28 protein-coding genes and 1 pseudogene are annotated in these 25,423 nt (G+C 37.1%); 11 read left to right on the top strand and 18 right to left on the bottom strand.

All coding sequences use genetic code 11. The features are described from left to right. Positions 1-69: 69 nt before the first annotated feature. Positions 70-261, top strand: coding sequence for a hypothetical protein (locus tag OCV61_RS15255; protein WP_158422537.1), 192 nt, complete (start codon positions 70-72; stop codon positions 259-261). A gap of 63 nt (positions 262-324) precedes the next feature. Here OCV61_RS15255 and OCV61_RS15250 read toward each other — a convergent pair whose 3' ends face one another. Further along, a complete protein-coding gene (locus OCV61_RS15250; RefSeq protein WP_055068095.1) occupies positions 325-1,266 on the bottom strand; it encodes an Abi family protein in 942 nt (313 codons plus the stop codon). 266 nt (positions 1,267-1,532) lie between these two features. Beyond that, entirely contained in the window at positions 1,533-1,667 is a 135-nt protein-coding gene (locus tag OCV61_RS15245; protein ID WP_262583156.1) for a hypothetical protein, read from the bottom strand. 250 nt (positions 1,668-1,917) lie between these two features. On the opposite strand from OCV61_RS15245, the gene OCV61_RS15240 reads away from it, so the two are divergent. After that, the gene (locus tag OCV61_RS15240) at positions 1,918-4,164 is read left to right on the top strand and encodes a tetratricopeptide repeat protein (RefSeq protein WP_158422536.1); all 2,247 of its coding nucleotides are present in this window, start codon (positions 1,918-1,920) and stop codon (positions 4,162-4,164) included. A gap of 37 nt (positions 4,165-4,201) precedes the next feature. Here OCV61_RS15240 and OCV61_RS15235 read toward each other — a convergent pair whose 3' ends face one another. From OCV61_RS15235 to OCV61_RS15215, 5 genes are all read right to left on the bottom strand, one after another. Further along, the gene (locus OCV61_RS15235) at positions 4,202-5,074 is read right to left on the bottom strand and encodes an ATP-binding cassette domain-containing protein (RefSeq protein ID WP_005348496.1); all 873 of its coding nucleotides are present in this window, start codon (positions 5,072-5,074) and stop codon (positions 4,202-4,204) included. Positions 5,075-5,077: 3 nt separating this feature from the next. Further along, positions 5,078-5,734: a hypothetical protein gene (locus tag OCV61_RS15230; protein ID WP_008705633.1), complete on the bottom strand. Its 657-nt coding sequence runs from the start codon at positions 5,732-5,734 to the stop codon at positions 5,078-5,080. Continuing rightward, positions 5,731-6,801 carry an ABC transporter permease subunit gene (locus OCV61_RS15225; protein WP_006857839.1) on the bottom strand — a complete coding sequence of 357 codons (1,071 nt, stop codon included), beginning with the start codon at positions 6,799-6,801 and terminating at the stop codon, positions 5,731-5,733. The genes OCV61_RS15230 and OCV61_RS15225 overlap by 4 nt, the downstream gene beginning before the upstream one ends. Before the next feature lie 116 nt (positions 6,802-6,917). Further along, complete coding sequence (locus tag OCV61_RS15220) at positions 6,918-8,096, bottom strand: HAMP domain-containing sensor histidine kinase (RefSeq protein ID WP_005348491.1); 1,179 nt, start codon at positions 8,094-8,096, stop codon at positions 6,918-6,920. Continuing rightward, positions 8,084-8,758 (bottom strand): response regulator transcription factor, encoded by a 675-nt coding sequence (locus OCV61_RS15215; RefSeq protein WP_014080778.1) that lies wholly within the window; start codon positions 8,756-8,758, stop codon positions 8,084-8,086. Before OCV61_RS15215 ends, OCV61_RS15220 begins: the two co-directional genes overlap by 13 nt. A 220-nt stretch (positions 8,759-8,978) precedes the next feature. Here OCV61_RS15215 and OCV61_RS15210 point away from each other — a divergent pair, with 220 nt between their 5' ends. From OCV61_RS15210 to mobQ, 6 genes are all read left to right on the top strand, one after another. Next, positions 8,979-9,896, top strand: a complete 918-nt coding sequence (locus OCV61_RS15210) for a ParM/StbA family protein (protein ID WP_015530849.1) — start codon at positions 8,979-8,981, stop codon at positions 9,894-9,896. Between the two features lie 3 nt (positions 9,897-9,899). Then, positions 9,900-10,283, top strand: a complete 384-nt coding sequence (locus OCV61_RS15205; protein ID WP_158422535.1) for an adenylate cyclase — start codon at positions 9,900-9,902, stop codon at positions 10,281-10,283. A 24-nt stretch (positions 10,284-10,307) separates the two neighbouring features. Beyond that, on the top strand, positions 10,308-11,024 hold the full coding sequence (locus OCV61_RS15200) for a replication initiator protein A (protein WP_158422534.1): 717 nt from the start codon (positions 10,308-10,310) through the stop codon (positions 11,022-11,024). Further along, positions 11,021-11,878 carry an ATP-binding protein gene (locus tag OCV61_RS15195; protein ID WP_158422533.1) on the top strand — a complete coding sequence of 286 codons (858 nt, stop codon included), beginning with the start codon at positions 11,021-11,023 and terminating at the stop codon, positions 11,876-11,878. The genes OCV61_RS15200 and OCV61_RS15195 overlap by 4 nt, the downstream gene beginning before the upstream one ends. Positions 11,879-12,048: 170 nt before the next feature. Next, a complete protein-coding gene (locus tag OCV61_RS15190) occupies positions 12,049-12,270 on the top strand; it encodes a DUF3847 domain-containing protein (protein WP_158422532.1) in 222 nt (73 codons plus the stop codon). A 235-nt stretch (positions 12,271-12,505) separates the two neighbouring features. Further along, complete coding sequence (mobQ, locus tag OCV61_RS15185) at positions 12,506-14,215, top strand: MobQ family relaxase (RefSeq protein WP_158422531.1); 1,710 nt, start codon at positions 12,506-12,508, stop codon at positions 14,213-14,215. A gap of 142 nt (positions 14,216-14,357) precedes the next feature. Here mobQ and OCV61_RS15180 read toward each other — a convergent pair whose 3' ends face one another. From OCV61_RS15180 to OCV61_RS15135, 10 genes and pseudogenes are all read right to left on the bottom strand, one after another. Beyond that, the gene (locus tag OCV61_RS15180) at positions 14,358-14,738 is read right to left on the bottom strand and encodes a DUF4825 domain-containing protein (RefSeq protein ID WP_072521457.1); all 381 of its coding nucleotides are present in this window, start codon (positions 14,736-14,738) and stop codon (positions 14,358-14,360) included. A gap of 61 nt (positions 14,739-14,799) precedes the next feature. Then, positions 14,800-15,216 carry a YjdF family protein gene (locus OCV61_RS15175; RefSeq protein WP_072521458.1) on the bottom strand — a complete coding sequence of 139 codons (417 nt, stop codon included), beginning with the start codon at positions 15,214-15,216 and terminating at the stop codon, positions 14,800-14,802. A gap of 428 nt (positions 15,217-15,644) precedes the next feature. Then, entirely contained in the window at positions 15,645-16,406 is a 762-nt protein-coding gene (locus OCV61_RS15170; RefSeq protein WP_158422530.1) for a helix-turn-helix domain-containing protein, read from the bottom strand. 318 nt (positions 16,407-16,724) lie between these two features. Then, entirely contained in the window at positions 16,725-17,096 is a 372-nt protein-coding gene (locus OCV61_RS15165) for a TnpV protein (protein ID WP_158422529.1), read from the bottom strand. A 31-nt stretch (positions 17,097-17,127) separates the two neighbouring features. Next, a pseudogene (locus tag OCV61_RS18845) lies at positions 17,128-17,439 on the bottom strand (23S rRNA (uracil(1939)-C(5))-methyltransferase RlmD); the annotation flags it as partial. Positions 17,440-17,573: 134 nt separating this feature from the next. Continuing rightward, positions 17,574-18,605, bottom strand: a complete 1,032-nt coding sequence (locus tag OCV61_RS15155) for a PDDEXK nuclease domain-containing protein (protein WP_158422528.1) — start codon at positions 18,603-18,605, stop codon at positions 17,574-17,576. A gap of 24 nt (positions 18,606-18,629) precedes the next feature. Continuing rightward, positions 18,630-18,971 (bottom strand): hypothetical protein, encoded by a 342-nt coding sequence (locus tag OCV61_RS15150; protein ID WP_201886421.1) that lies wholly within the window; start codon positions 18,969-18,971, stop codon positions 18,630-18,632. Between the two features lie 11 nt (positions 18,972-18,982). Then, positions 18,983-19,363 carry a hypothetical protein gene (locus OCV61_RS15145; protein WP_064787141.1) on the bottom strand — a complete coding sequence of 127 codons (381 nt, stop codon included), beginning with the start codon at positions 19,361-19,363 and terminating at the stop codon, positions 18,983-18,985. A gap of 17 nt (positions 19,364-19,380) precedes the next feature. Then, positions 19,381-20,751: a hypothetical protein gene (locus tag OCV61_RS15140; protein WP_119981915.1), complete on the bottom strand. Its 1,371-nt coding sequence runs from the start codon at positions 20,749-20,751 to the stop codon at positions 19,381-19,383. 11 nt (positions 20,752-20,762) lie between these two features. Further along, positions 20,763-22,757, bottom strand: a complete 1,995-nt coding sequence (locus OCV61_RS15135; RefSeq protein WP_158422527.1) for a recombinase family protein — start codon at positions 22,755-22,757, stop codon at positions 20,763-20,765. 337 nt (positions 22,758-23,094) lie between these two features. Between OCV61_RS15135 and OCV61_RS15130 the strand changes: the two genes are divergently transcribed. Next, positions 23,095-23,280, top strand: a complete 186-nt coding sequence (locus tag OCV61_RS15130; protein ID WP_014080774.1) for a hypothetical protein — start codon at positions 23,095-23,097, stop codon at positions 23,278-23,280. Then, on the top strand, positions 23,273-23,881 hold the full coding sequence (locus tag OCV61_RS15125; protein ID WP_158422526.1) for a GNAT family acetyltransferase: 609 nt from the start codon (positions 23,273-23,275) through the stop codon (positions 23,879-23,881). Before OCV61_RS15130 ends, OCV61_RS15125 begins: the two co-directional genes overlap by 8 nt. A gap of 47 nt (positions 23,882-23,928) precedes the next feature. Here the strand turns inward: OCV61_RS15125 and OCV61_RS15120 are convergent, their stop codons facing one another. Continuing rightward, entirely contained in the window at positions 23,929-24,063 is a 135-nt protein-coding gene (locus tag OCV61_RS15120) for a hypothetical protein (RefSeq protein WP_005348500.1), read from the bottom strand. 250 nt (positions 24,064-24,313) lie between these two features. Between OCV61_RS15120 and OCV61_RS15115 the strand changes: the two genes are divergently transcribed. Next, positions 24,314-25,423, top strand: a 1,110-nt coding sequence (locus tag OCV61_RS15115; protein ID WP_158422525.1) for an ATP-binding protein, incomplete at its 3' end; no start/stop codon positions are given.

Here is a 25,423-nt window from a genome sequence, read left to right as displayed (position 1 = left end):
CTTATTGACGCATTTCTCTGTCAATCGTATAATTAATACAAAAAAAACCGAAAAGAGGGAGGTGTTCGTATGGCTACTTCAAGTATTACTCATAATTTTGTCATATCCAATCCAAACAGCGTAAAACTTTTTATTGCAGCGATTGACGAAGCCGACCTTGACCGCACACCAAAGCAGACACTTCCCGGACGTCAGTTGACAAACCCACAAGAAATCTTATCTTTAATGTCAAAAAGGAAAAAACAAACTCTTAAATATTAAAATTCTTCAATAAAAAATCCTCTAAGACAATAGGTATTTCACTATCTCTTAGAGGATATTTCTTTACTTTAAATGATATTTGGTAATACTTTTCCAGTTTTCCGAGAAACCCATTTTATTCAATAATTCAACTTCGCTTATATGCTCTACCTCTCTGTTTACTCGGTCAATCTCCTTTATGAGCTTTCTTTTAAATTCCAGAAAATCTTTTCCAGGTAATAGATATCTAAAAGCAATCACCACAGCAAACAAATCTTGTTTTCCTTTTTCGTACTGATTACCGCTCTGTGGTAATGAAAGTTTTTTATGAAGCGGTGTATCCGCAATAGCATCTACCGTTCTGTATGTAAACAGTCGTTCCCCATGGGCACATACATTTCTGTATTTCGTGAGAACAGATAGAAACTGCTCCATCTGATGCTGATTCAAAGGTTCAAAGTTTTTTGATACTTTTGATTTTAAAGATTGAGGAAATACTCGGAACATTTTTGATAAGTTTCCAAACGTAAGTACATTTGCCAAAACCCATAATGGAATTTCACCATATGTCTTGCGGTAATAGTTGATATATGTATAATCTGTGGTCGTTGTTGCCCGTTTCAAGGTCGCTATCAACTTTACGATTGTTGCATGATTTCTTTTTGTATTATTATAATTATTAGCATCCAGGTACTGCTTCTGCTCTGCTCCATACATTTCAGTAAAATAGTATGACATCAAAGAACGCATCTGTCGCTCAATCTGCAGTAAATATTTAAAGAACAACTCTCTAAGCTCTGCATCAAACTTATACAGACTGACTATTTCTTCAAAACTTGTTCCTGCTTTATATTTTTTTGTGTTTGATATTCTAAAAAGATGTTTATATCCTCCCATAAGAGGAAAATATCCTATTTGGCGTAACATCTCTTCCGCATATTCTCTGTCTTTTATTTTTATTCCCTTTTCATCACTGATCCAGGAAACCTGGTCACTAAAAGAAGAGAATTTTTTCGGTGTCTGCATCTCATTTCTCCTTAAAACAAAAGAGGGAGAGACCCGCAGGCTCTCCCCCGCCTGTAGGCTTCGCAAGTTTCTACAGAACGATCACTGAGCTTAGTATACGTCATTTTAAATGTCCTGTCAATATGCCAAAACATTCTCTGTCATATCAGCTCAAAATTATTCTATGCTATTTTTCTCCAAATTATCATTCTTTTTTATCAGCTTTTAAAATTTATTTGATTTAAAAATACATGAAAAAAGCGACAGTCTGATTTACATTTTGTATTTCAGGAAACTGCCGCTTCTCTTTCTTCCTTATTCTGTTTTTCTTCCTCCAACTCCCGGAGGACTTCTTCGCCGTACTTATCAATCATCCATACCAGAAAATCAATGCACCGCTCAAATTCAATATTCTGTTGCATAAGCTCCTCCCGTTATTGTTTTGATCTGAACTTATTTTACAGAACCTGCCAGAAAACCACATTGAATAGAAATTGATTGTAAATTGACACAATCACTTTAAAAATATCCGCATTTTCTTGAATCGAATATATGTTCGTGTTATGATAGATATACTTAATCTTAACTACGAAAGGGGAATTTCTATTGAATCGATGCGATTTTTCTTCTATTAGCACTTGTTTAAAAAATCATATCAGCGAAAGTAATCAAATGAGTCAACCTGATTTTTTATACGAATTATTTGAAGATTTTATGGATGATCCGGTAAATCAGGATTTTTCAATGGACAATGGTCTGGTTTGCCGCTGGATGACTGGTCAGGCTAAAATCAGTCCTAAAATATCCGCTTACTATTCCAAGCCATCCAATCAGGAAAAATTAGCCCATACTATCCACCAGAATCTTCTTCCATTGATGTCTGACTGCAATATGGCTATACAAGATATTTACACTTTATTCATTCAGGATGACAGCATCTCAGATGCGAAAAAGAAAAATCTGACTCCCTTATATAAACCAGCCAGTTCAAGACTGCTGTTTCTTGCAAAACTGATTTCTTTTGGCATGGAACGCCAATTCATCAAACGTAATACTAAAAATCAAAAATTAATTGCCGGAGGGGCTTTATCCCCCATTGTGCTGGATTACATTATGGACAGTGAGGTTCCGAAACCATGCCGTCATTTTCTCGGAAGAGATAAAGAACTGGAAGAATTATATACCATACTTGAGGAAAAACGTCATGTTTTTCTTTGCGGAATCGCTGGCATCGGAAAAAGTGAACTTGCTAAAGCCTACGCAAAGCGGTACATAAAGCAATACACCAATATCCTTTATGTAGAATATACCGGCACTCTTCATCAGGACATTACTGACATGGATTTTATTGACGATCTTCCGGAAAGCACTGAACAGGAACGGTTTCAAAGACATAACCGTTTCCTGCGTTCTCTGAAATCTGATACTCTGTTGATCATAGACAATTTTAATGTCTCTGCTACACAAGACAGCTTTCTGTCAGTAGTATTAAAATATCGCTGCCAGATTTTGTTTACAACCAGAAGCAAACTGGATGAGTACTGTACTCTGCCATTAAAAGAAATAGAGGATATGAACGCTCTCTTCCAGCTGGCATCAGTATTTTATTCGGAAGCAGATACGTACCGGGCAACAGTTGAAAAGATCATCAAAACTGTTCACTCTCATACTTTTGCTGTAGAACTGGCTGCAAAACTTTTGAAAAATGGAATTTCAACTCCAGGTCAGTTATTAGCAAAACTTCAGGAAGAAAGAGCATCTCTCGATAATGAAGATAAAATTAAGATAATCAAGGATGGTCAAAGCAGTAAAGCCACTTATTATAGTCATATCCATACTCTATTTTCACTATATGCTTTATCCCGAAAACAGCAGGATATCATGTGCAATTTGTGTTTTCTTCCTTACACTGGTATTTCTGCCCGCATATTCGCCAAATGGCTGGAACTGCCTACCTTAAATGAAATTAACGACTTGATTGAAACTGGTTTTGTGCAGACAACTACACGTCACACAATCTCCCTGCATCCTATGATTAAGGAAATTGCCCTTTCAGAGACAAAACCATCTGTAAGTAGCTGTCACATATTACTGGATTCTTTACAGAAAATATGTTTAATGCATGGAATTGAAGTCGATTATTACAAGAAGCTGTTTCAGACAGCAGGAAACATCATAGAATTGATTGAAAAAGATGATATACCAAAATATCTACTTTTTCTGGAAAATGTTTTTCCATATATGGATAATTATAATTACCAGAAAGGTATGAAAGAAATCATTCAGGAATTAAAAAATTTTTTGAAGCCTAAAGACATTGGCACCGATTCTGACCGGGCATTGTTACTGGATTTTCAGGCTACTCTTGAAATCAAGCCAGAAAAAGCAATAAAACTGGAAAAGGATGCACTTGCCCAGATAGAAAATATCACTGCTGACAATGCTCGCCTTGTTTCCAACCTTCATGCCAATCTCGGTGGACTTTACCGCATGAACGGTCATCCCGATCTTGCAAGAGAACACATGGAAAAAAGTATCTCACTGCTTGACCAATTTAACCTGCTTCATATAAATGACAGCATACCTCAGATTGCCAATTATGCAATGTTCCTGACAGAACAGCAGGAACCCGAAAGAGGCATCTCTGAATTGCAAAAATTATCCGGCATCATCAAGGAATACCATTCCGATGACTGTCTGGATTATGCCAAAGTACAGGAAACCCTTGGAACCATTTATCTGATGACTGCCAATCTTCCGCAAGCCAAAACACATTTTAAAAGAGCTTTCAAAATATATGAAAAGATCTGGGCTGATGAACCAGAAATGATTGAAGCAAAATATCAGGAAATTCAGGAGTTATATCCACAGATTGGATTTTGCATTGGAAAAAATCTATCCGGTCTTTTAACAAAATAAGCATAATTTACGGCGGGCAACTTGCCCGCCGTTATATTCAACTATTCGTCAAATAAATATATGCATCTTCCAAAGTGATATCATTATCCAGGACACAATTCTCATTTGGCTTTCCTTTGCTTAATACTTTCATATGAATTCCATTTTCTACATACTGCTTAGATGATATAGAATAATTGGCTTCTAACAAACGGGCTTCTTCTGCATTTTGTACCGTACAATTCCAAACACAGCCCTTTGCATTTTCCAGCAACCCACTCACGCTTCCAGAATATAAAAAACTTCCCTTTTTCATAATGGCAAGCTGTGTACAGGTTGCTGCTAAATCTTCTACTACATGAGTGGAAAACAGCACAGTTCTATCCTTTGAAAAATCAACCAAAAGATTGCGGATCCTGATTCTTTCTTCCGGATCTAACCCGGTGGTAGGTTCATCAATAATCAAAAAATCCGGATTATTAAGAAGTGCCTGTATGAGTCCGACACGTCTCTTCATACCACCAGATAATTGCCGCATTTTTTTATTCTGATGCTCTGTAAGAGAAGTCTTTTCCAGATAATAGGTAATTCTTTGTTCGAGGTCATTTCTGGCTACTCCTGACAGTCCCCCCATATATACAAGACATTCTTTCACCGTAAGATTCGGATATAAGTCGATTTCCTGTGGAAGATAACCAATCTTTTTCTGTATTTTCTCATAATTTCCCTCGTTATACAGAATTCCATCAAGGGAAACCATTCCTTCCGTTTGTTTTAAAACAGTTGTAAGAACCCTCATCAAAGTGGTTTTTCCGGCACCATTCTCACCCAAAAGTCCGTAAATTCCCTTAGGTATTTCAAGAGATGCCTTATTTACTGCAACTACACCATTTTTAAATCTAACTGTTAAATCATTTATTCTAATACTCATAATCTATCCTCTTTTCTTTAAAGTCATTGGTAATACTGCAAATAAAAACAGCCCCGCTATAAAAGACACAAGCGTTCCATAAATCCAACTCTCGGACATTAATTGAGTAGGTTCACAAAAGCTGAAAGAAAACAATCCCAGATTTCCGAAAAATGAACTTCCCGCTTTTGATATAAGTCCAATGACAATTCCAAATAAACATCCAATACCTGCCCACATATTTCGAAGCAATGTACACAAAATCACAGAGCATATACTCCAAAGCCAGATAGTTCCAAACATTGCAATGAAATATAAAAGAAATATCTGAATACCCGAAATGCCTTCGTTTACACTGCCCGGTTTTTGCCAGAAAAACAAAACATATCCAACACAGGAAAGTATTAATAAATATAATATTTGAACGCCCACTCTCTGCGATATTACTTTTAACTGCTTTTTTTGATCATACAAATGAAATACATCGGCACGCTTACTTTTTACTTCCATCAAATATGTGTCACTACAAAAAATAATTGTTAAAAATGCTATTGGCGACTGAATCGCTGAACCGATTTCTTCATAGTATATAATCGGATGAATAGCACACAATATCAGTATAAATGCACATGAATAAAAAATCTTATATAACGACAGGCAGTTTTTTAGTTCCGTTTTCAATGAACCCTCCTCCTTTTCCAGATTGTAACAGAAATACATACTAATATAACTGATGAAATTACAAGAATAATCTGATTTATGTTTGACATTTTGGCTACATGTGTTTCAAAAAATCTGCCAGGGAATCGCACCATAATAGAGAACGGTCTCATATAATAAATATCATTCTTCATGGTCAGCATATTTGAATATATAATGTGTAAAAACAAGATTGGTGCTGCCGGAAGCGGATTTTTAAATATTACTGCTGTAATTGTATAGACACAACATATCATCAAAAGATTCGGAATAATATAGATCAGAGAATTCACGCAAAAATCAATTGGTGTTACTGGAAAGCCCGATTCTAAAGACGTTTTCAAACACAGCATAAAGAATATAACATTCAAAATCACTAATACTCCCAGCATACTAATGAATCCGCTTATTACTTTCCCACATATATATTGGACTGCCGTAACAGGCTTTGTATGTAATAATTCATAGGTACTTTTTCGTGTATCCTGAATAAATAAAAATGATAGCAAGACTGTTGCAAAAAAGGCCATATGCAATCCTGCAAAATCCGTAAATTTTTTGGCAAAGTACCAGGAAAAAGAATGTTCGGATAATTTCCGCTCGATATAATGATTGATTTCTTCTGCTGTCCCCTTATGAATTTCAAGGTCCTCATAAGCATATATTGCATTATAATAGCCATATTGGGATTCCAAAAACTCAGAAGCAGTCTTTACATCCATATTCTGAATTTCTTTCATTACATGATCTGCTTCCTGCCTGCTAAATCCAAAACCATTTTTGGAGGTGTCCATTAACGTCTCTTTGATCGTATCTTCCCACTCCCTTCTTCTTTCTTTATCATCAGATGTGGGAATGTACCCATCCATGACATCAGCATCTTCCAATGCTACGTCATTTTGTGTGATCTGTTCATTCTGTTTGATATAATGAATTTGCAAATACGATGACAGACATTGATACATACTGGCAACTATAATAATCAAGCCAATCCACAAAACAGGGTTCTTTAAATAATCAAGTATACTTCTTTTTATGATTGTTTTCATTGTATCTCTTCCTTTCTTTATTTCTTTAACAACATCATACAAATCAATTCTCAATAAATTCACAACAAAAAAGACTAAAACCACTTTATTTGCGATTTCAGCCTTATAAAGTATTTTTATTCAGCTTTGAAAAGAGCTTCTACATGAGCACCGCCTTGTCTGGCATTATATATTTTCAAATTTCCTCCATGCTTTTCACAGAAAATACGAGAAATATACATACCAAGGCCAAAATGCTTTAAATCATCTTGTGGATTCTTATGATAAAATGGCTCTGTTACTTTTTCCTCAGTATCCACAAATCCTATTCCATCATCTTCAACAGAAATTATAAGAAAACCATCCTTTTTCTTTATCTGCAAAGCAATACTTTTTTGTGCATATCGAACCGCATTTTCCAGTAAGTTGTCTGTCACTTCCATGACAAGTTCCTCATCCACTTTCACAATGTTTTGTTCCTGCACTCTTTCTACCTTACATAATTTACTTTCCTTCTTGGACAGCATGGCAGCTTCTGCCTCAATCTTTTTTGCCAGTTCCGATAACTCTATCTCTGAGCATTGCAGTTCCCTCTGTTCTAAATGGGACATTTTTCTCATGTTTTCCGTGAAATGCTCTATACGGTCAATCTGATACATGCCTGTTTGTAAGATATCAATAACATCCTCTGTTTTTATACTCTCGGCAGAAACAAACTCTAAGAGCATTTCCTGATACCCACGCAATATGGAAAGTGGAGAACGTATATCATGTGCAATTGCATTCCGCAAAGCCTTCTCGTCATCAATCATTCGCCACATCTTTCTGTTGTTATCTGCTAAATCACTTCGCATCATTTCAAATTCTTTACACAAAGTTCCCATCTCATCTTTATTTTCATAGGACACATGAAAATCCAGTTCATTATCTGCAATCATTTGTGAGGCATCTTTTAGTTCCTGTAGAGGTGTCTTTAACTTATTTTTATAAAAAAAGAATACCGCAACAACACTCCCAACAATCGAAAAAATCAGTACCGAATATGTTTCCATAAAGTCACACATTTCCGAAAGATGATAGTCCAAACGATTCATCTGCGATTGATTAGGTCTTGATATCTCAATCTCGTATTTCTTTCCATATTGCTGAAACACGTCCGTATAATCTGCATAATCAATATATTTTTCCCATATTTTATTCTGCATATTTCCTGCAAAATGAACTGTAAATCCAGATAACAGAAATGCTGCCGTTAAGCTGATCACAAAATAAAGCAGAATTGTTTTTTTCAGTGACAAGTTTCTTATTTTTTCCATCGGTATCCAATCCCCCATACAGTTTCTATGTATTCTTTTTCTGAATAATCCGCTATTTTTTTCCTTATACGCCGTACTAATTCCGTTATCGTTCTACTGTCCCCTTCCGCATCATATCCACAGACTTGTGCATATATACGTTCTTTATCAAACACCTGCCCTGGATGCATGGATAAGAATTCAATAATCTGATATTCAATTTTTGTGAACTCCATCCTGTGTCCAGCTATAGCTACTATTTTTTCAGAATAATCAATCAGCATTTCATCCATGAAACGGTATTCCGTTTTTTGTTGATGCCTTTCTTCTCTCTTTATGTTTGTGACAATCCTTGCTTCCAACTCCCGAAGACTAAATGGTTTCGTAATATAATCATCCCCACCTGAAAGCAACCCATTAATTTTATCATCTTCGTCAACTCTTGCTGTCAGAAATAAAATTGGACATAACACTTTACTGCGTATCAGACGACATACTTCAATCCCATCCATGCGTGGCATATTGATATCCAACAAAATAATATCCGGTTTCATTTTTATTTTATTTAATGCTTCCATTCCATCTGTAGCCGTAATGGTTTCATATTGTTTCATATTAAAATAACTACAAAGCATTTTCACCAATTCTTTATCATCATCGACAACTAAAATCTTGTATTTCATCCAAACCACCTCCAGTATCCATATTATACGATAAAAAACAATGAAATCACAACAAGAGTACATGAAGAACGTAAGCACAATATATCTTTTTTCTCAATTCCTGCTCAATTTCCCCTCAATGCCTTTTTCCTCCGATTTTCGTATGCTTATCCCACAGCAGAGCAGTACCACACCGGTACGACCTGCTGAATCAATCAATACGAAAACGGAGGTATTTTTTATGCGAGAACTCAGAAACACCAAAATCATTGCTGTAGATCATGGCTACGGCAATATGAAAACAGCAAACACCGTCACCCCAACCGGCATCAAAGCCTATGAAACTGAACCAATCTTCACCGGGAATATTCTGGAATACAACGGCATTTACTACCGGATCGGCGAAGGACACAAAGAATTTATCCCGGATAAAGCTATGGACGAAGAATATTATCTTCTGACGCTAATGGCTATTGCAAGGGAACTGAATGTCTTTTCCATCCGTGAAGCAGATGTTCATCTGGCTGCCGGACTTCCTCTGACATGGATCAGAAATCAAAGAGAAGCTTTTCGTTCCTATCTGCTCCAGAATCCAGAAGTCCATTACCGTTTCAACGGCAAAGAATATCATCTCCGCTTTGTGGGATGTAGCCTTTACCCACAGGGATATCCGGCTATTGTAAACCACCTTGGAAATTTCAAGGGAACTAATCTCCTTGCAGATATCGGAAACGGAACCATGAACATTCTGTATATCAACAATAAGAAAGCACAAGAAAGCCGATGCTGGACAGAAAAACTTGGTGTAAACCAATGCATGATTGCTGCAAAGAACGCTGTTCTGGACAAATTTGGAGTGAAGATTGAAGAATCTACAGTAGAACAGATTCTGCGGTTTGGAACAGCTGACATTTCAGCACCATATATGGATTGTATCAGTTCTATTGCCAGACAGTATGTGGCAGAACTTTTTTCCACACTCCGCAAATATGAATACAATCCTGACCTAATGCACCTGTATGTAGTTGGCGGCGGTGGATGTCTGATCCGTAACTTCGGAACGTATGACAAATTACGAGTCACCATCATTGATGACATCTGCGCCACCGCCAAAGGTTACGAATCTCTGGCTTATATGAGCCTGAAAAGGAGGGGATAAACCATGCAGAACAATATCCGCAACACAAACCTGCGCTTTAATCTGGACAAAGAACAGCAACGGAGAGCCTGGGAATATTTACAGACGATGGACAGGCAGGATTTTAAATCTTACAGTCAGGTAATCTCTCTTGCACTGGTAGATTATTTTGACCGCTACTACCGCACACAGACTGATCCTTATCTGGAAACAAGAGAACGGGAAGAACTTTTTGTGAAACAGATTGTAGATGCAGTGGAAAACAGTCTGAAACAGGCATTGCCACTTTTTCTTTCCGGACTGACTGCAGGCATGGCGCAAAGGGAGCCCCAAATCAGGGCATCCTTTCCAGCACCTGAAAATTCACAGCCAGATAGTGATGTAGACTGGGATTTTCTTGGGGAATAAACCCTTTTGATTGGAGGTGAACACATGACTGACTTTCTGACAGCAGACACCAACCTGCCATCTTATATGATGTTTCCCCGTTTCCTTCTGGACATGGAAATAAACGAAACTGCCAAAATGCTTTATATTATCCTGCTCGACCGGGCAAGGCTTTCCCAGAAAAATGAGGGGTGGTCAGATACAGACGGTCATGTGTTCATTTACTTTACGATTGAAGCACTGGCAGAAGTTCTCCACAAAAGCCAGATGACGGTTAAAACTGCTCTGGCAGTACTGGAAAAACAGGAGCTTATCTTCCGAAAACGGCAGGATCCCGGACAGCCCAATCGGATTTATGTAAAACTCCCAAAAGAAACCATCCACTATACAGACAGATTTCTTTCCCTAAGACAGACAGAAAACTGTCCTATTGACAGACAGGATTCTTTCCCTGATACAGACAGAAAACTGTCTGGTAATAAGAAAGAGATAAAAAAGAACAATTTAGAAAAAAGAGGGAGTAAGGAGCCACTCTCACCCTATGGAAAATTTCAAAATGTTTTTCTGTCAGAAAAAGAGCTCGAAGATATCCGGCAGACAATCCCTGACTGGAAGGATTATATTGAACGCTTATCCGGTTATATGGCTTCTACCGGAAAGCAATATCAGAACCATGCAGCTACCATCATCAACTGGGCAAGACAGGATCATCCTGCTTCCCGGCAAAGAAATTACGAAAGTGAGGAATACGAAACACTATGACAAGATTTACAGAAAAAGCAACCGCTATAACACCAAACAGAGAGCTTCAGCCTGATGAATATTTTAACGAAACAGACCACCTGATCTACTGTTCCAAATGCAATACGCCAAGACAATGCCGGCATGAATTACAGGGAAAGGTTCTTATTCCTTCCATCCGCTGTAAATGCCAGCAGGAAATCTTTGAGCAGGAAGAAGTCCAGAGAAAACTTCATGAAAAACAAATGGAAATAGAGCATCTTAAAACCAGCGGCTTACAGGACAAAGCACTCTATGACTACACTTTTGCCAGAGATAACGGCATCAATCCGGAAATAAAACTGGCACACAATTATGTAAGCAACTGGGAAGAGATGAAAGCAAACGCTTCCGGACTTCTCATCTGGGGTGATGTCGGTACTGGAAAATCTTTTTTTGCAGGCTGCATTGCCAATGCCCTTCTGGAAAAAGGCGTTCCTGTACTGATGACCAACTTTTCCCGGATTCTGAATACCCTTACCGGAATGCATTTTGAAGACAGAAACCAGTTCATCAACAGCTTAAACCGCTACAGTCTTCTGATTATTGATGATCTCGGAATTGAGCGGAACTCTGACTTTGCACTGGAACAGGTATTCAATGTGATTGACAGTCGTTACCGCAGTAAAAAGCCCCTGATCATAACGACCAATCTCACTTTATCAGAGCTGAATAACGCCGCTGATATCGCACACAAACGAATTTATGACCGTATTCTGGAGAGATGTATTCCTGTCCGTATCAATAACCGGAATATTCGTCAGGACAATGCAACAGCTAATTTAAAACAGGCGAAAAAAATCCTGTTGAACAATCATGCTCCGAACCAGAATTGACTCGAAGAAGTATAACACAATGATTACTTTTCACTGACAGTGGTACTACTTTCTTTCCTCATTTATTACCAGAAATATGCCACTGTCAGTTATCTAAAACCATAGTACCAAACCAAAAGATTTTAAAACCAAAACTGCCCGGATACGGGCATAAAAAGGAGGTGCCAGATATGGCAGATAAAAGAATCATGACACCGGAAGAAAAATCTCTTTTACAGGCAAGACACCGCCAGGAAGAAGCCGAAGCAAGAAATCGCAAAAAAGAACGTGATGCCAGAACACACAGGTTAGTCCATGAAGAAGCCATTCTGGAAAGTATTGTTCCCCATATTAAGGAAATGGATTTAGATTCCCTGAAACGAGAGCTGATGATCCGGCTACGGGGAATGTAAACGCACAAGTTCTACTCCCGAAGGGCGCACTTACTCACCACCTCGTCGTCGCAAAGTCCGTTTACCTTCGTTTCCGCCAATGGCGAAAACTACGGACACTCCCTTGCTCCTCCTCTCCCCACAAAGCAGGCTTTGCGGGGGACCCCTTGGGGCAGTGGTATCCCCTTCGGGGCTTGTGCGCTCTGCCGAGGGCTTTATCCGCTGTTGCAGGCAACATCGAAAGGAGGTGCCAGATATGGCAATTTATCATATGCAAGCCAAAGTCGTCAGCCGTGGTTCCGGTCGGTCTGCTGTTGCTGCTTCTGCTTATATGAGCTGTAGCCGCATGTACAATGATTATGACGGCATTCAGCATGACTATACCAGAAAGCAGGGTCTGATCTATCAGGAAGTGATGCTTCCTCCAATGGCTCCATCGGAATGGAATGACCGGGAACAACTCTGGAATGCTGTGGAAGAAACCGAAAAGACCAAAGACAGCCGACTGGCAAGAGAATTTGTTGTCGCACTCCCCGTTGAGTTGGATAAAGACAGCAATATTTCTCTTCTTCAGGATTTTATTCAAAAGAACTTTGTAGATATGGGGATGTGTGCTGATTTTGCCATCCACGATACAGATGGTCACAATCCCCATGCGCACATTCTTCTTACTGTTCGACCACTAAATGAAAATGGAACATGGCAGTATAAAACTGAAAAAGAATATCTCTGTATCAAAGATGGGGAAGAAAAAGGATTTACTGCTTCTGAATTTAAAACTGCTCAGAAACAGGGATGGGAAAAGCAATATCGCTATAAAGTCGGTAAAAAGAAAGAATATCTGACTCCATCTTCCGCACATGAAAAAGGATATGAACGGATTGATAAGCACCCCAAGAGCAGCCGATATGGCAGACAGAATCCTATTTCCCAACAATGGAACAGTGATAAACAACTTTGCTTCTGGCGGGCAAACTGGACAGATGCCGTAAATAAAATGCTTGCACGTAATCAGATAAATGCTACCATTGATCACCGCAGCTTTGCAGATCAGGGAATCACCGAACAGCCAACCATCCATGAAGGCTACATTGCCCAGAATATGGAAAAGAAAGGCATGATAGCAGACCGCTGTGAAATCAACCGTCAGATTCGTGCGGATAACAAAATGCTCCGAGAATTAAAAGCAAAAGTAGCAAAACTGGCTGAAGCTGTAGAAAAGTCTATTCCAATAATTGCAGAAACATTGGAAGCAATCCGAAATCACATGATTTTTACACAATATCATTTGCTCCACAATGAGATGCAAAAAGAAGTGATCCATGACTGGATGAATCATTTTAATCCAATACTGAATAAATACAACACCGTTAAAAAGAAACTCAAAGCTAAAGTTACAGAACGGAAAGAACTGAATGTGCAAAAGGATAAAACCAGTATTTTGAATCCCATCCAGCATATAAAATTAAATCAGCAGCTTACCACTATTACCGAAGAAATCGAAGAACTGAAATCAAGGAAAGAGCAGCTAATCTTCCAGGCAGAATGCTCTACCGATAAAGATATGACAAATCTATCCAAGAAATATGACCAGATGAATAACAATCTTGATATCCTTGATTCTCAGGACATCTCGCTCAAAAAACAGCTTGAAAAAGATGCCGCCGCTTTCCGGGAAGAAAAATTTCGTCCTGAACCTGAACAGTATACAGAATTGCTGGACACCAGAATCCAGATACGTCCTGATTTCCGGGATAAACTAATCGAGCAGCTCAAAGGTACTTTTGGTAAGTATTATGACTATCACCGCCGTGATATTGCCGCCAATGAGGTGGATTATCTCAATGTGGAAGATTCGGATGTCTTCTCCCATCGTGCATGGGAACTTAAATATCAGCGAGAACAGGAAATGCGGCGAAATCAGCCTGCAAGAGCTAAGAAAAAGTCCTATGATATGGAATTGTAATCATCTTCGAGTAGATAACATGCTCTTACAAATCTCTTGTTCAAAAATAAACTCCTTTCAAAAAGGCGTATGGAAATCAAAACTTCCATACGCCTTTTTATATTCTGCTCTTCAACTTGTCTAAAAGTTGACTAAAAATATATCACCGTTCATATGATACAATAATTTCTTTACTATCTGCTGTTTTATAATCAATTGTTCCCAAATTACCAATCAAATCAAATGTCATATCTGCATTAACCTGCAATTCATCTTCAAGCTTGACTGCAGACGGCTCATCTTTTAGAAAAACTGTTAATCCATAAGGCTCTGTTTCAGACTGTATCTCTATACTATCATATGAGTATCCCTCCGGATACTCTTGACCGCTTACAATATTTATAACATTCGAAGAATCTCCTACATAATCTGTCTTATACTGCGATAGATCAGGAATTTCGTACAGTTTTTCTTTTTTTCCACACGCCGAAATCAACATTATTGACATGGCAACTAACATAATTGCAAGTACTTTTTTCTTCATAGAAACACCTCCCGAAAGCTTTATTCAACACTTTTCGATTTGAGTAAAAGCCCAAGGGACTTTAATGTCCCTTACGCTTTTCTCTTTTCTTTCGCTGTTTCAATTCAAACATTCGCTGCTCTTCTGCCTCTTTTTTCTTGCGTCTTTTCTCTTTGCGTTCCTGCTTGTTCTGTTCCTGCTGTAATTTCAACGCCTGTTGCGATTTTGTACCAATGCCTATTTCCAGCATCTGTTTCTTTGCTTCCCGCTGCATCCGTTTCGGATTTCTTTTGATATCCTTTACAACAGTTTCAACAACCGGACTGAATTTCAAACTGAAATAGCACTTTTGAATATATTCCTGTACTTCATAATCTTTTGGCTCTGCACCAAATGTTACCTTTGCCACAGATAATTTACCATCTTCGATGCGTTCAAAGATTCCCACCCAAAACGGCTCTTCAAAAAATACTGTCAGCTTTCCATTTACTTTGTCCATAAGAATCCCTCCTAAAATTGATTGAACAAAGAATGGACAACCCGGAGGGGCAGGTTACTTACCCTATTTATATAGGACGGCCGGGCTACCTACCGGCTCTGGCACATCAAAGATGTACGTTGCGTTTTTATCTTTGCGTTTATAATCAAGCCATATGGCACGATTAACTTAATTCTGTAACTTCTAAGTTACGTTCCTCCAAAATATTCTTCTTACTTCATAAGATTCTATCTTCTGTTCAAATCATACCATATGATTAATGCATTTTCTATATACTTTCTTGATAACCAGTAAAAAGCTCCCGAAGGAGCTTTCCACGTTTTAAATGTACGCTAATTCGCTTAACACAATCTCTTCTGCATCATTCCTTATTTCCCATGAAGAATGTTGTAAATTAGTAATATCCACAACGATAGCAGGTAATTTAATTATTCGTATTTTTTCCCGATAATGTAAATCGAAACTACCATCCCACCTAATATCATAATTAAGAAAATTTTATTTAAAATATCCCATAAAGCTATATTGAGACAATTGATTATTATAATACATGCAAGAGGATATAGAACAACCGTTGCAAGTGTCCAAATTTTTAAATTTGTACAGATGTACATCCAATTTCCATTGTTAAAGGATAAACCCACTAGATGTATTCTAAAAATTCCTTGTGAAACATAATTTATCTTGTTGGCATCATAATATGTTGGTAACATGTCTTTGGCAAAGATACAAAACCATGCACCAAATAAAAGCATTAACCCTGTAACCAGCAATATATCACCTTTCATCTCTGCTATTAAATTCCCAGATGCAACTAACATAATAATTTCTGTAATAGATATTAAAAAACATAGCAAATATGCTAATATCCAGTTTTTTCTATGCTGATGAATAGAATTCCTAACAGCCATATCGAGAGAGCCTACTACCAATTCCTCGACTTCTTTTGTATCAATATTTTTCTGTGTATCTATTTTTTCTCCACGTAACAATTCTGTAACGGTAACATCTAATATATCAGCTATTGGTATGAGTAATACGACATTAGGCATACTAAGACCACGTTCCCATTTACTAACTGTTTTATCTGATACATATAATTTTTCAGCCAAATCCTTTTGAGTTAAATTCTTTTCCTTTCTTAATTCGGTTACAAATAAACCAAATTTTTCATTACTAATCTGATACATATATCCACCTCCTGCACACATATTATAATGAGAGTGTGCATAAATCAATCGACTAGCAGTAGAATTACAGAATATTAGCACAAAATTCATCAAATAATCTCCCCATCATGATTATTTCTATAAAGTTATATTCGGATATTTTTAAGGCTTACTATGGAATAATTAAATCAGTAACTTATGACCATGGCAGAAAAAACAGCCTTCCAAAACTTAGAAAAGGTCATATGATATGGAATTGTAATTTGGTTCTTCTTTGCCCCTTATAAACACCAAAGCTGAACAAATAGGAGTTTTCTTCCTACCTGTTCAGCTCTTTGTTTACCTGTAAATCAATTCATTTAACACAATCTCTTCTGCCATATTACGAATACCATTTACCGCTCTGACCCATTCCATCTGATCACGAGCTTTCAATTCTTCCGTAATGCCCTGCCGCTCCATCATCTGACGCACCAGAATATCCATTCTTTCCTGTGCTTCATCGTCCACAGTATTCAGATGTTCTGTCAGTCTGTCTTCCAACATATACAGTGAATACATTGCCGGACGATGCTCTTTCAGATATGTTTTCCGCATCATTCCATATTTCCCATAATGCGGTTCTTCATCTGTACTGACAAGATTCGGATAGTAAATTCCGTCTGCGCCAAGTGTGTAGGTTCCACCCATTTTTCCAAATGTGCTTTTCATGTGTTATTCCTCCTTGAAATCAGCGATGTCCTTAGATCATCGCATAATATTTCAGGGCAGCCTTGATAGCATCTTCTTTCTCTTTCGGGCATTGCGGAACTCTTGCATTTTCTGATTTTGGAAGATTATAGTTTTCTCCCACTTCAATTCCACATTTGCGTTTTACCTGAGAAATATATAAACTTGAAACCTTCAAGCCAAATTTTTTCAGCACATAATCTTTGATTTCCTAATAGGTTGCTTTCAACTCGGCACTGGTGGCATCCAGCTCGTCCAGGTCTAAGTCGATCTCTATCGTGTCATCTGGTTTTTGTTGGGACAAAAGAACAACCGTTTCCACATGAGTACCAAATCAAAACATATCCCCACAAAATTGCGGAAATACGGACAATATTTATACAGTACTAATACTGCATGTGCATCCCTTTTCCCACAAAATATAAGTTCCATCAATTTTGCACCTTTCTGATGCAAAATTTATTCTTTTTTCATACCTTCGATGTCCTCTTCCCCTGTCTTACTAGCTTCCAATGCTTGATATTCCTGATTTAATTCTCGCAATAATTCTTCCTCGCTTGGTAAATACAATTTGTATTTTGAAGCAAAAATCTGTGTTTCATTTTCAGGTAACGTATACTTAACTACAGACTCACTTTTATCTGCACACAAAACAATACCAATCGGCGGATTGTCTCCTTCATTCATAAGTTCTCGTTCATAATAATGAACATACATCTGCATCTGCCCCAAGTCCTGATGTGTTAAGTCCCCAACTTTTAAATCTATCAGAACAAAACATTTTAAAATATAATTATAAAATACAAGGTCAATTCTAAAATGACGTCCATCAAAGGTTATTCTTTTCTGCCTTGCGACAAATGAAAACCCTCTACCAAGTTCCAAAAGAAATTTCTGCAAATGTGTAATTAACGCTTGTTCTAAATCGCTTTCATAAAAATCATCATTAGATTTCAGTCCAAGAAACTCCAACACATATGGGTCGCGGATGACATCTTCTGGTTTTTTCGCCGGTTCTAATGTCTGTATTTCCTCTGCAACTTGCTCTTTATTTTTACTGGACAATAGCCTTTCATAAAAGAAAGAATTTATCTGACGCTCAAGTTGTCTGGTACTCCATTGGGATTTTACAGCTTCCTGCATATAAAATTCTCGCGCATTTTCATTCTCCACTCGCATCAGGAGCCGATAATGAGTCCAACTCAATTCGCTACGCAGTGCGTAGCCATTTGGGAATGTTAAATAAAACTGACGCATATTTTTCAAATTGGCAACGGTAAATCCTTTCCCAAAATCCTGTGTCATTTGCTTTGACAACTCTTTTAGCAATCCTTTACCATACTCCGCTTTCTCATTTCCGCCTTGTTCTTCAATAATTGATTTTCCAATATTCCAGTAGGCTTCAACCATCGCAAAATTGGCTGTTTGATAAACTTTATTTCTCGCCGAAATTAAAATTTCTTTGATTTCATTATAAAAACTTTGATTCACTTAATTTCTCCTTTTATGTTTCAACTATGATTGTATCCGCCACTTATGTCCATCTTTTGAATTATAAGTATAATATTTTTCATAAAATATTTTCATAGCATTCATATACTGATTTAAAACCAATACCACATCACTATTAGTCGGCATCTCATCAACATCCAAAACATCAAGAAACGCATGTGTATTTTCCATCTTAAGCATCTCCTTTATAGGTTCCAGGATTCTATTAATAGCTTTCACTTTAAATGCATTTAGTGGGGAATCTGGTTTTTTCTTTGATAATTCCTGCATTTCCTTGTATATACCTGTAAGCAAAGGATTTAACAATTCATATTGATTAACAGCGTCCTGAGTTGTTTTATTCATAATCATACTTCCTACATTACTAAGTCCATTATCGGATGTGATGTTTTTACTTCTTCATCCGTATCTGAAAGATTCCAATACCAATTTCCAGATAACCGTTTAACATTATCATATTTAAATTTTTCTAAACATTTTATATATTGAGAAATAATTAGTACAACATCGCTGTTAAAAGGCATATCATCTTCTTGGAATCTTTGAAAATCAGAGAATGGCATATAACGCTTACCCAATAATTGATTTGCCTCTTCAATCAACTGGTTTATAAAATTCAACTTAAACTTATTAATAGCACCATCTGGTGATTTCTTGGATAATATACTTAACTCACTATACATATCCTTAATCTGGATATGTAACTTTTCAAATCTCTCAACGTCTTTCTTTTCCATAGTCTACTCTCTCTTTCTTATGATGGGCACATTCTTATAAATTCTACATATTTTTTATTAATGACCTCCATTGGGTCACGTTGCTTACTTTCATATACATCAACCATCAGTTTGACATCCTCATCAGTAAGACACAAAATACACTTTCTCTGTCCACTCCATAAATCTATAGTATTTCTCATAATATTCTTTTTCAATGGATTTCTTGTTAATATAATACCAAAACGTCCAAATTGTTCTGAAAGATAACGATTTAACTGATTAATATGTTCTCTACTAACTTCGTTTACATTCTTCATCTCAAATACGATTTGCCTACAATCGTACTTATTATACAATTCTTTTAATAACGGAAATGAACAATTATTATAAAATATCAAATCCCTTATTTGAGTCCCTGAATCAATTCTACTTTGTGCCTGTGCAAAATCAAGATGTGGATATAATAGGGATGCGAATAACTTTGTACAATTACTTTCAAATTTTTTATCAGCATTATCTGTTTTTCCTAATGGCAATTTTACTATTTGATTCAAACATTTTTTTGCAGATATAACTGGTATTTGCTTAAACAATGGGTCATTTTTGCAATCTGCCTGTTTGCGCTCTTTGGATGCTATATATGCCGCAATCATATCGTAATTATATCTATTATATTCCAAAACCTTCGGTCTTTCAATTTTATCTTCTTCCCCTTCTTTAACATAGGCATTCATAAAATAATCATCATAGTTAATCCATGGAGTATGACGTAACCAACGCTTTGGAACAAAAATAATAGGAGAATCATCTTCTGGATTATATGGCAACGATAAGTCCTCTTCACCCATTTTACAAGTTTTCGGATTAAAAACTTTTATATTTGTAAACTCTTTTACTGGAATATTATATTTCTTACACTCATCCTGTGTAAAATCAATAAGAAATGATTTTAAAAAATTACACGCAAAATCACTAATCCTATCTTTTGATATATTATTTACGTATAGTTGTATTTCCTCAAAATGCGAAAAACCATCCTTTTTATATTGTGGCACTATACAAAACAACTCTAATATTTCTTTTGCTGTTTTTATTGATATTTTCAATCCTCTTTTGGTCTTTCCTGTTCCCAATCCCACTTCGCTACATTCAGATAATTCACTCAAAAGACCCGCTATCACTTCTCTTTTATCCTCATTTTGTGAATATACTGTACCTAACATGTTAAATGTATTAATCAATATTAAATGTAACGCATTATCCTGTTGTGACGGAGATTTCCATAACAAAAACGGGTCTAAATATAATGGTATATCTTCATCTAAAAATGGAATAGCAAAATCAACTTCTTCCTGTGTAATGGGAACATTATAATAATCAACTAACCGTGGTCTTACTATTGTCATTAAATTTCTCCTTATATTATTTCAAAATGCTTCAATGCATCCTTTATCGCTTCCACTTTCTCCGCTGTCGGATGCTTCCTCGGCTGTTTCAATTCCTCTACCGCATTAGGAGCATCGTACATCGGCAAGCCTAAATCTCTCTTTACCTCTGCAATATATGCGGTATGTACTTTGAAGCCGTATTTAGCTTCTATGTACTCCTTTATCATTTTGTAGGTCACTCGCTCTTTGGGCTTGTATATTTCGGCTCTTTTTGCTATGTTATCAAGCGGAACTTTTCCCTCACCCTCACCAAACTCAACTTTTACGTTGATATGTCCGTCTGGCTTTTTGTGGGAAAGCAGTACCACCGTCTCAACGGTACTTTCGTTGTCCCAACAAAGTTCCTGTGTCTCTCTGTCTCCAAAATACACCGGAAAACGGAACTTTATGTGCTTCAGGAATCTGCCATCTGGCTGCTCCTGCTCGTAAATGTCCACCTGTTCTACAAAGCTGTTAAGAAATTCTTTCTTCTCCAGGTCGGTGAACTTATCATATAGTTTATCAAAATACAAAAGAAATTGATAGACGTTTTCTTCTGATATTTTCTGTTGTCGGATATTCAACAGGCGGTTCTTGACTTCCTCTATACTGTTCTCCACGCCTTCAATCTCATCATACAAACGGTATAACCTTGTCTCCATATCCTGATATTTCTTCTCATAAAATTTATCCATGATATCCAGACTGTCCATCTGCTGTCCAAGCCTTGCTTTTGCTCCGGTCAGTTGTCTGTGCTGTTTTTCCAGTCCTTCAATCTCTTTTTCTATTTCTTCTGTATCTATTCTTGAGCCGATTTTATTCAGAATGGCTTCTTCAAATTTAGGATTCTTCACCAGTTTCCGAATAACCTCTTCCACTGCATTGTTAATTTTCTCTTCGCTCCATTGTTTACGATATCCACATTTATGACCATCTACCAGGCGACGATGTTTGCAGGCATAATAGAAATAATCCTTATATAAGGTTCCGTCTTTCTTTTTCTTTCGGTTTACGTTTCCATACATACCGCTTCCACATAACGGACATCTCAATATTCCGGATAAAATATGCTCATGATCCAGACTATGCGTCTTTTCATATTTCACACCTGTTTTTTCCCGTTTTTGATGTGCCAGCTCCCAATCTGTTTCTGAAATAATTCCTTCGTGGATACCATCATGCAGCATATAATTTTCCTGTTTTACAATGCGATATTCATTTCTTGTTCCTGAAACTTTCTCGTTCTTCCTTCGTCCATAAGCCAACTTTCCACAGTATACCGGATTATCCAGAACGCCTTTTATAAACGAAGAGGCAAATGCGTCCAGTGTATTATTCTGTCGTTTTTTCTTTTTATATCCATGCTGGTTCAGCCATGCGGCAATCGCAGAGATTCCCATATTGGTATGAATAAATTTGTCATAGATCAGACGAATAATCTCTGCTTCGTCCTCTGCAATCTGCAATTCTCCATTTACCAATTCATAGCCATATGGAGCAAATCCACCGTTCCATTTTCCTTCCCTGGCTTTCTGCTTACGTCCCTCCATTGTCTGAACAAGGATATTCTCTCGTTCAATCTCTGCCACCGCAGACAGAACAGAAATCATCAGCTTTCCACTATCTTTTGAGCTGTCAATTCCATCTTCAACACAGATCAGATTCACTCCAAAATCCTGCATCCTCTGCAAAGAATTTAAAACATCTGCCGCATTACGACCGAATCTGGAAAGCTTGAACACCAGTACAAACTGTACCTCATCTGTTCCATTCTCAATATTATCCAACATTCTCTGAAATTCCGGTCTGCCCTCTACGCTCTTTCCAGACTTACCTTCATCTGAATACTCATTTACGATTTCCATATTCTGAAATTCCGCATATCTCTTGAGTTTTTCTTTCTGAGCATCCAGACTGTAGCCATCTACCTGCATGGTTGTGGATACTCTGGTATATATATCGCATTTAATCTTTTTATTCTTCATAATCTTCCTCGCAGTATAACTCTGTTTCATTGTCCCAACCTTATTTTAGTACTTGTTCCAACTATTTTCAATACTTATTTTCCGTATTGACGCATTTCTTCGCCAATCGTATAATTAAGTTAGATACAGAGCATTTCTGTTATCAAAATATTGCCCGCCCACCATTGGCGACTTATAAATGATTGGCTCGAAAATATTGTTCGCTTACCGGAAGCGTCTAATAAATGTCCGGCTTGAAAATTATTTAGAAATAATTTCTGTTTTTGATATTGTGTTTTTATCACACATTGCATATACTATAAATACACAAAAAAGCCAAAAAAGAGGAGGTGTTAGTATGGCTACTTCAAGTATTACTCATAATTTTGTCGTATCCAATCCAAATAGCGTAAAGCGTTTTGTCGCAGCAATTGACGAAGCCGACCGTGACCGCACACCAAAGCAGACACTTCCCGGACGTCAGTTAACGAACCCACAGGAAATCTTAGCTTTAATGTCAAAAAGGAAGAAAAAACATGTCTGATAAATATTTTACCGTTAATATTCGGGCATATTTGGATAAAGACGAACCGACATATATCGGAGAGGAAAGTCTTTACGACTTACTCTCCGATTTTTCTTGTCCCAAAAATCCCGATGTGGAATACTTTTTATTACATAATGCGATTGAGTTTACCAAAAAAGATCAATCTATCACTTATCTGGTATTTGATGCTGAAGATGCTTCACTGGTTGGTTATTTTTCACTTACAATAAAACCAATCTCTGTCCGTTCTTCAAATATCAGCAAGACAATGGCAAAAAAACTGTCCCGTGTCAGTATTTTGGATGAAGAAACACAATCCTATACTACCGCAGCTTACTTGATCGCCCAGTTGGGAAAGAACTATTCTCTTCCAAAGGAAAAACGAATTCCTGGAAATATTCTACTGGGATTTGCACTGGAAACCATATCCAGTCTCAAATATTCCGTAGGTGGCGTTATGGAGTTTCTTGAATGCGAAGATAATGAATTTCTTCTGAGCTTTTATACGCAGAATCATTTCAAGCCATTTGATACGCGTATTACCGCTTCTCAGAATAATGAGCCACACACTCTGCATCAGCTTTTAAAATTTATTTGATTTAAAAATGCATGAAAAAAGCGACAGTCTGATTTACATTTTGTATTTCAGGAAACTGCCGCTTCTTTTTCTTCCTTATTCTGTTTTTCTTCCTCCAACTCCCGGAGGACTTCAGCGCCGTACTTATCAATCATCCGTACCAGAAAATCAATGCACCGCTCAAATTCAATATTCTGTTGCATAAGCTCCTCCCGTTATTGTTTTGATCTGAGCTTATTTTACAGAACCTGCCGGAAAACCACATTGAATAGAAATTGATTGTAAATTGACACAATCAATTTAAAAATATCCGCATTTTCTTGAATCGAATATATGTTCGTGTTATGATAGATATACTTAATCTTAACTACGAAAGGGGAATTTCTATTGAATCGATGCGATTTTTCTTCTATTAGCACTTGCTTAAAAAATCATATCAGCGAAAGTAATCAAATGAGTCAGCCTGATTTTTTATACGAATTATTTGAAGATTTTATGGATGATCCGGCAAATCAGGATTTTTCTATGGATAATGGTCTGGTTTGTCGTTGGCTGACCGGTCAAGCAAAGATCAGTCCCAAAATATCTGCCTACTATTCCAAACCCAGTAATCAGAAAAAACTGGCAGAAACCATTCACCAGAATCTGCTTCCATTGATGTCTGACTGCAATATGGCTATGCAGGATATATACACATTATTTATACAAGATGACACCATCTCCGATGCCAAAAAGAAAAATCTGGCTTCTCTGTACAAACCAGCCAGCTCACGTCTGCTTTTTCTTGCAAAGCTGATTTCTTTTGGCATGGAGCGACAATTTATCAAACGTGATACTAAAAATCAAAAATTACTTGCCGGAGGTGCCCTGTCACCCATTGTGCTGGATTATATTATGGACAGTGAGGTTCCGAAACCATGCCGTCATTTTATCGGAAGAGATAAAGAACTAGAAGAATTATATACCATGCTTGAGGAAAACCGTCATGTTTTTCTTTGCGGAATTGCCGGTATTGGTAAAAGCGAACTTGCCAAAGCCTACGCAAAACATTACAAAAAGCATTACACTAACATTCTATATGTAGAATATACAGGTGATCTTCATCAGGACATTACTGACATGGATTTTATTGATGATCCACCAGAAATCAGCGAACAGGAACGGTTTCAAAGACATAACCGTTTTCTGCGTTCCCTGAAATCCGATACTCTGCTTATCATAGATAATTTTAATGTCACAGCTACACAGGACAGTTTTCTGTCAGTAGTATTAAAATACCGCTGTCAGATTTTATTTACGACCAGAAGTAATCTGAATGAATACTGTACTTTTCAATTAAAAGAAATAAAGGATATAAACATTCTTTTCCAACTGACATCTGCATTTTATTCAGAAGCAGACAAGTATCGTTCGACCGTCGAAAAAATCATAGAGACCGTACACTATCATACTTTTGCTGTAGAACTGGCTGCAAAACTTTTGGAAAATGGAATTTCAACTCCAGGTCAGTTATTAGCAAAACTTCAGGAAGAAAGAGCATCTCTCGATAATGAAGATAAAATT

The organism is Blautia ammoniilytica (assembly GCF_025566965.1).
Taxonomy (GTDB): Bacteria; Bacillota; Clostridia; order Lachnospirales; family Lachnospiraceae; genus Blautia_A; species Blautia_A ammoniilytica.
The sequence above is the reverse complement of the archived record's forward strand: the minus strand, read 5'-3'. Positions and strand labels throughout refer to the sequence as shown.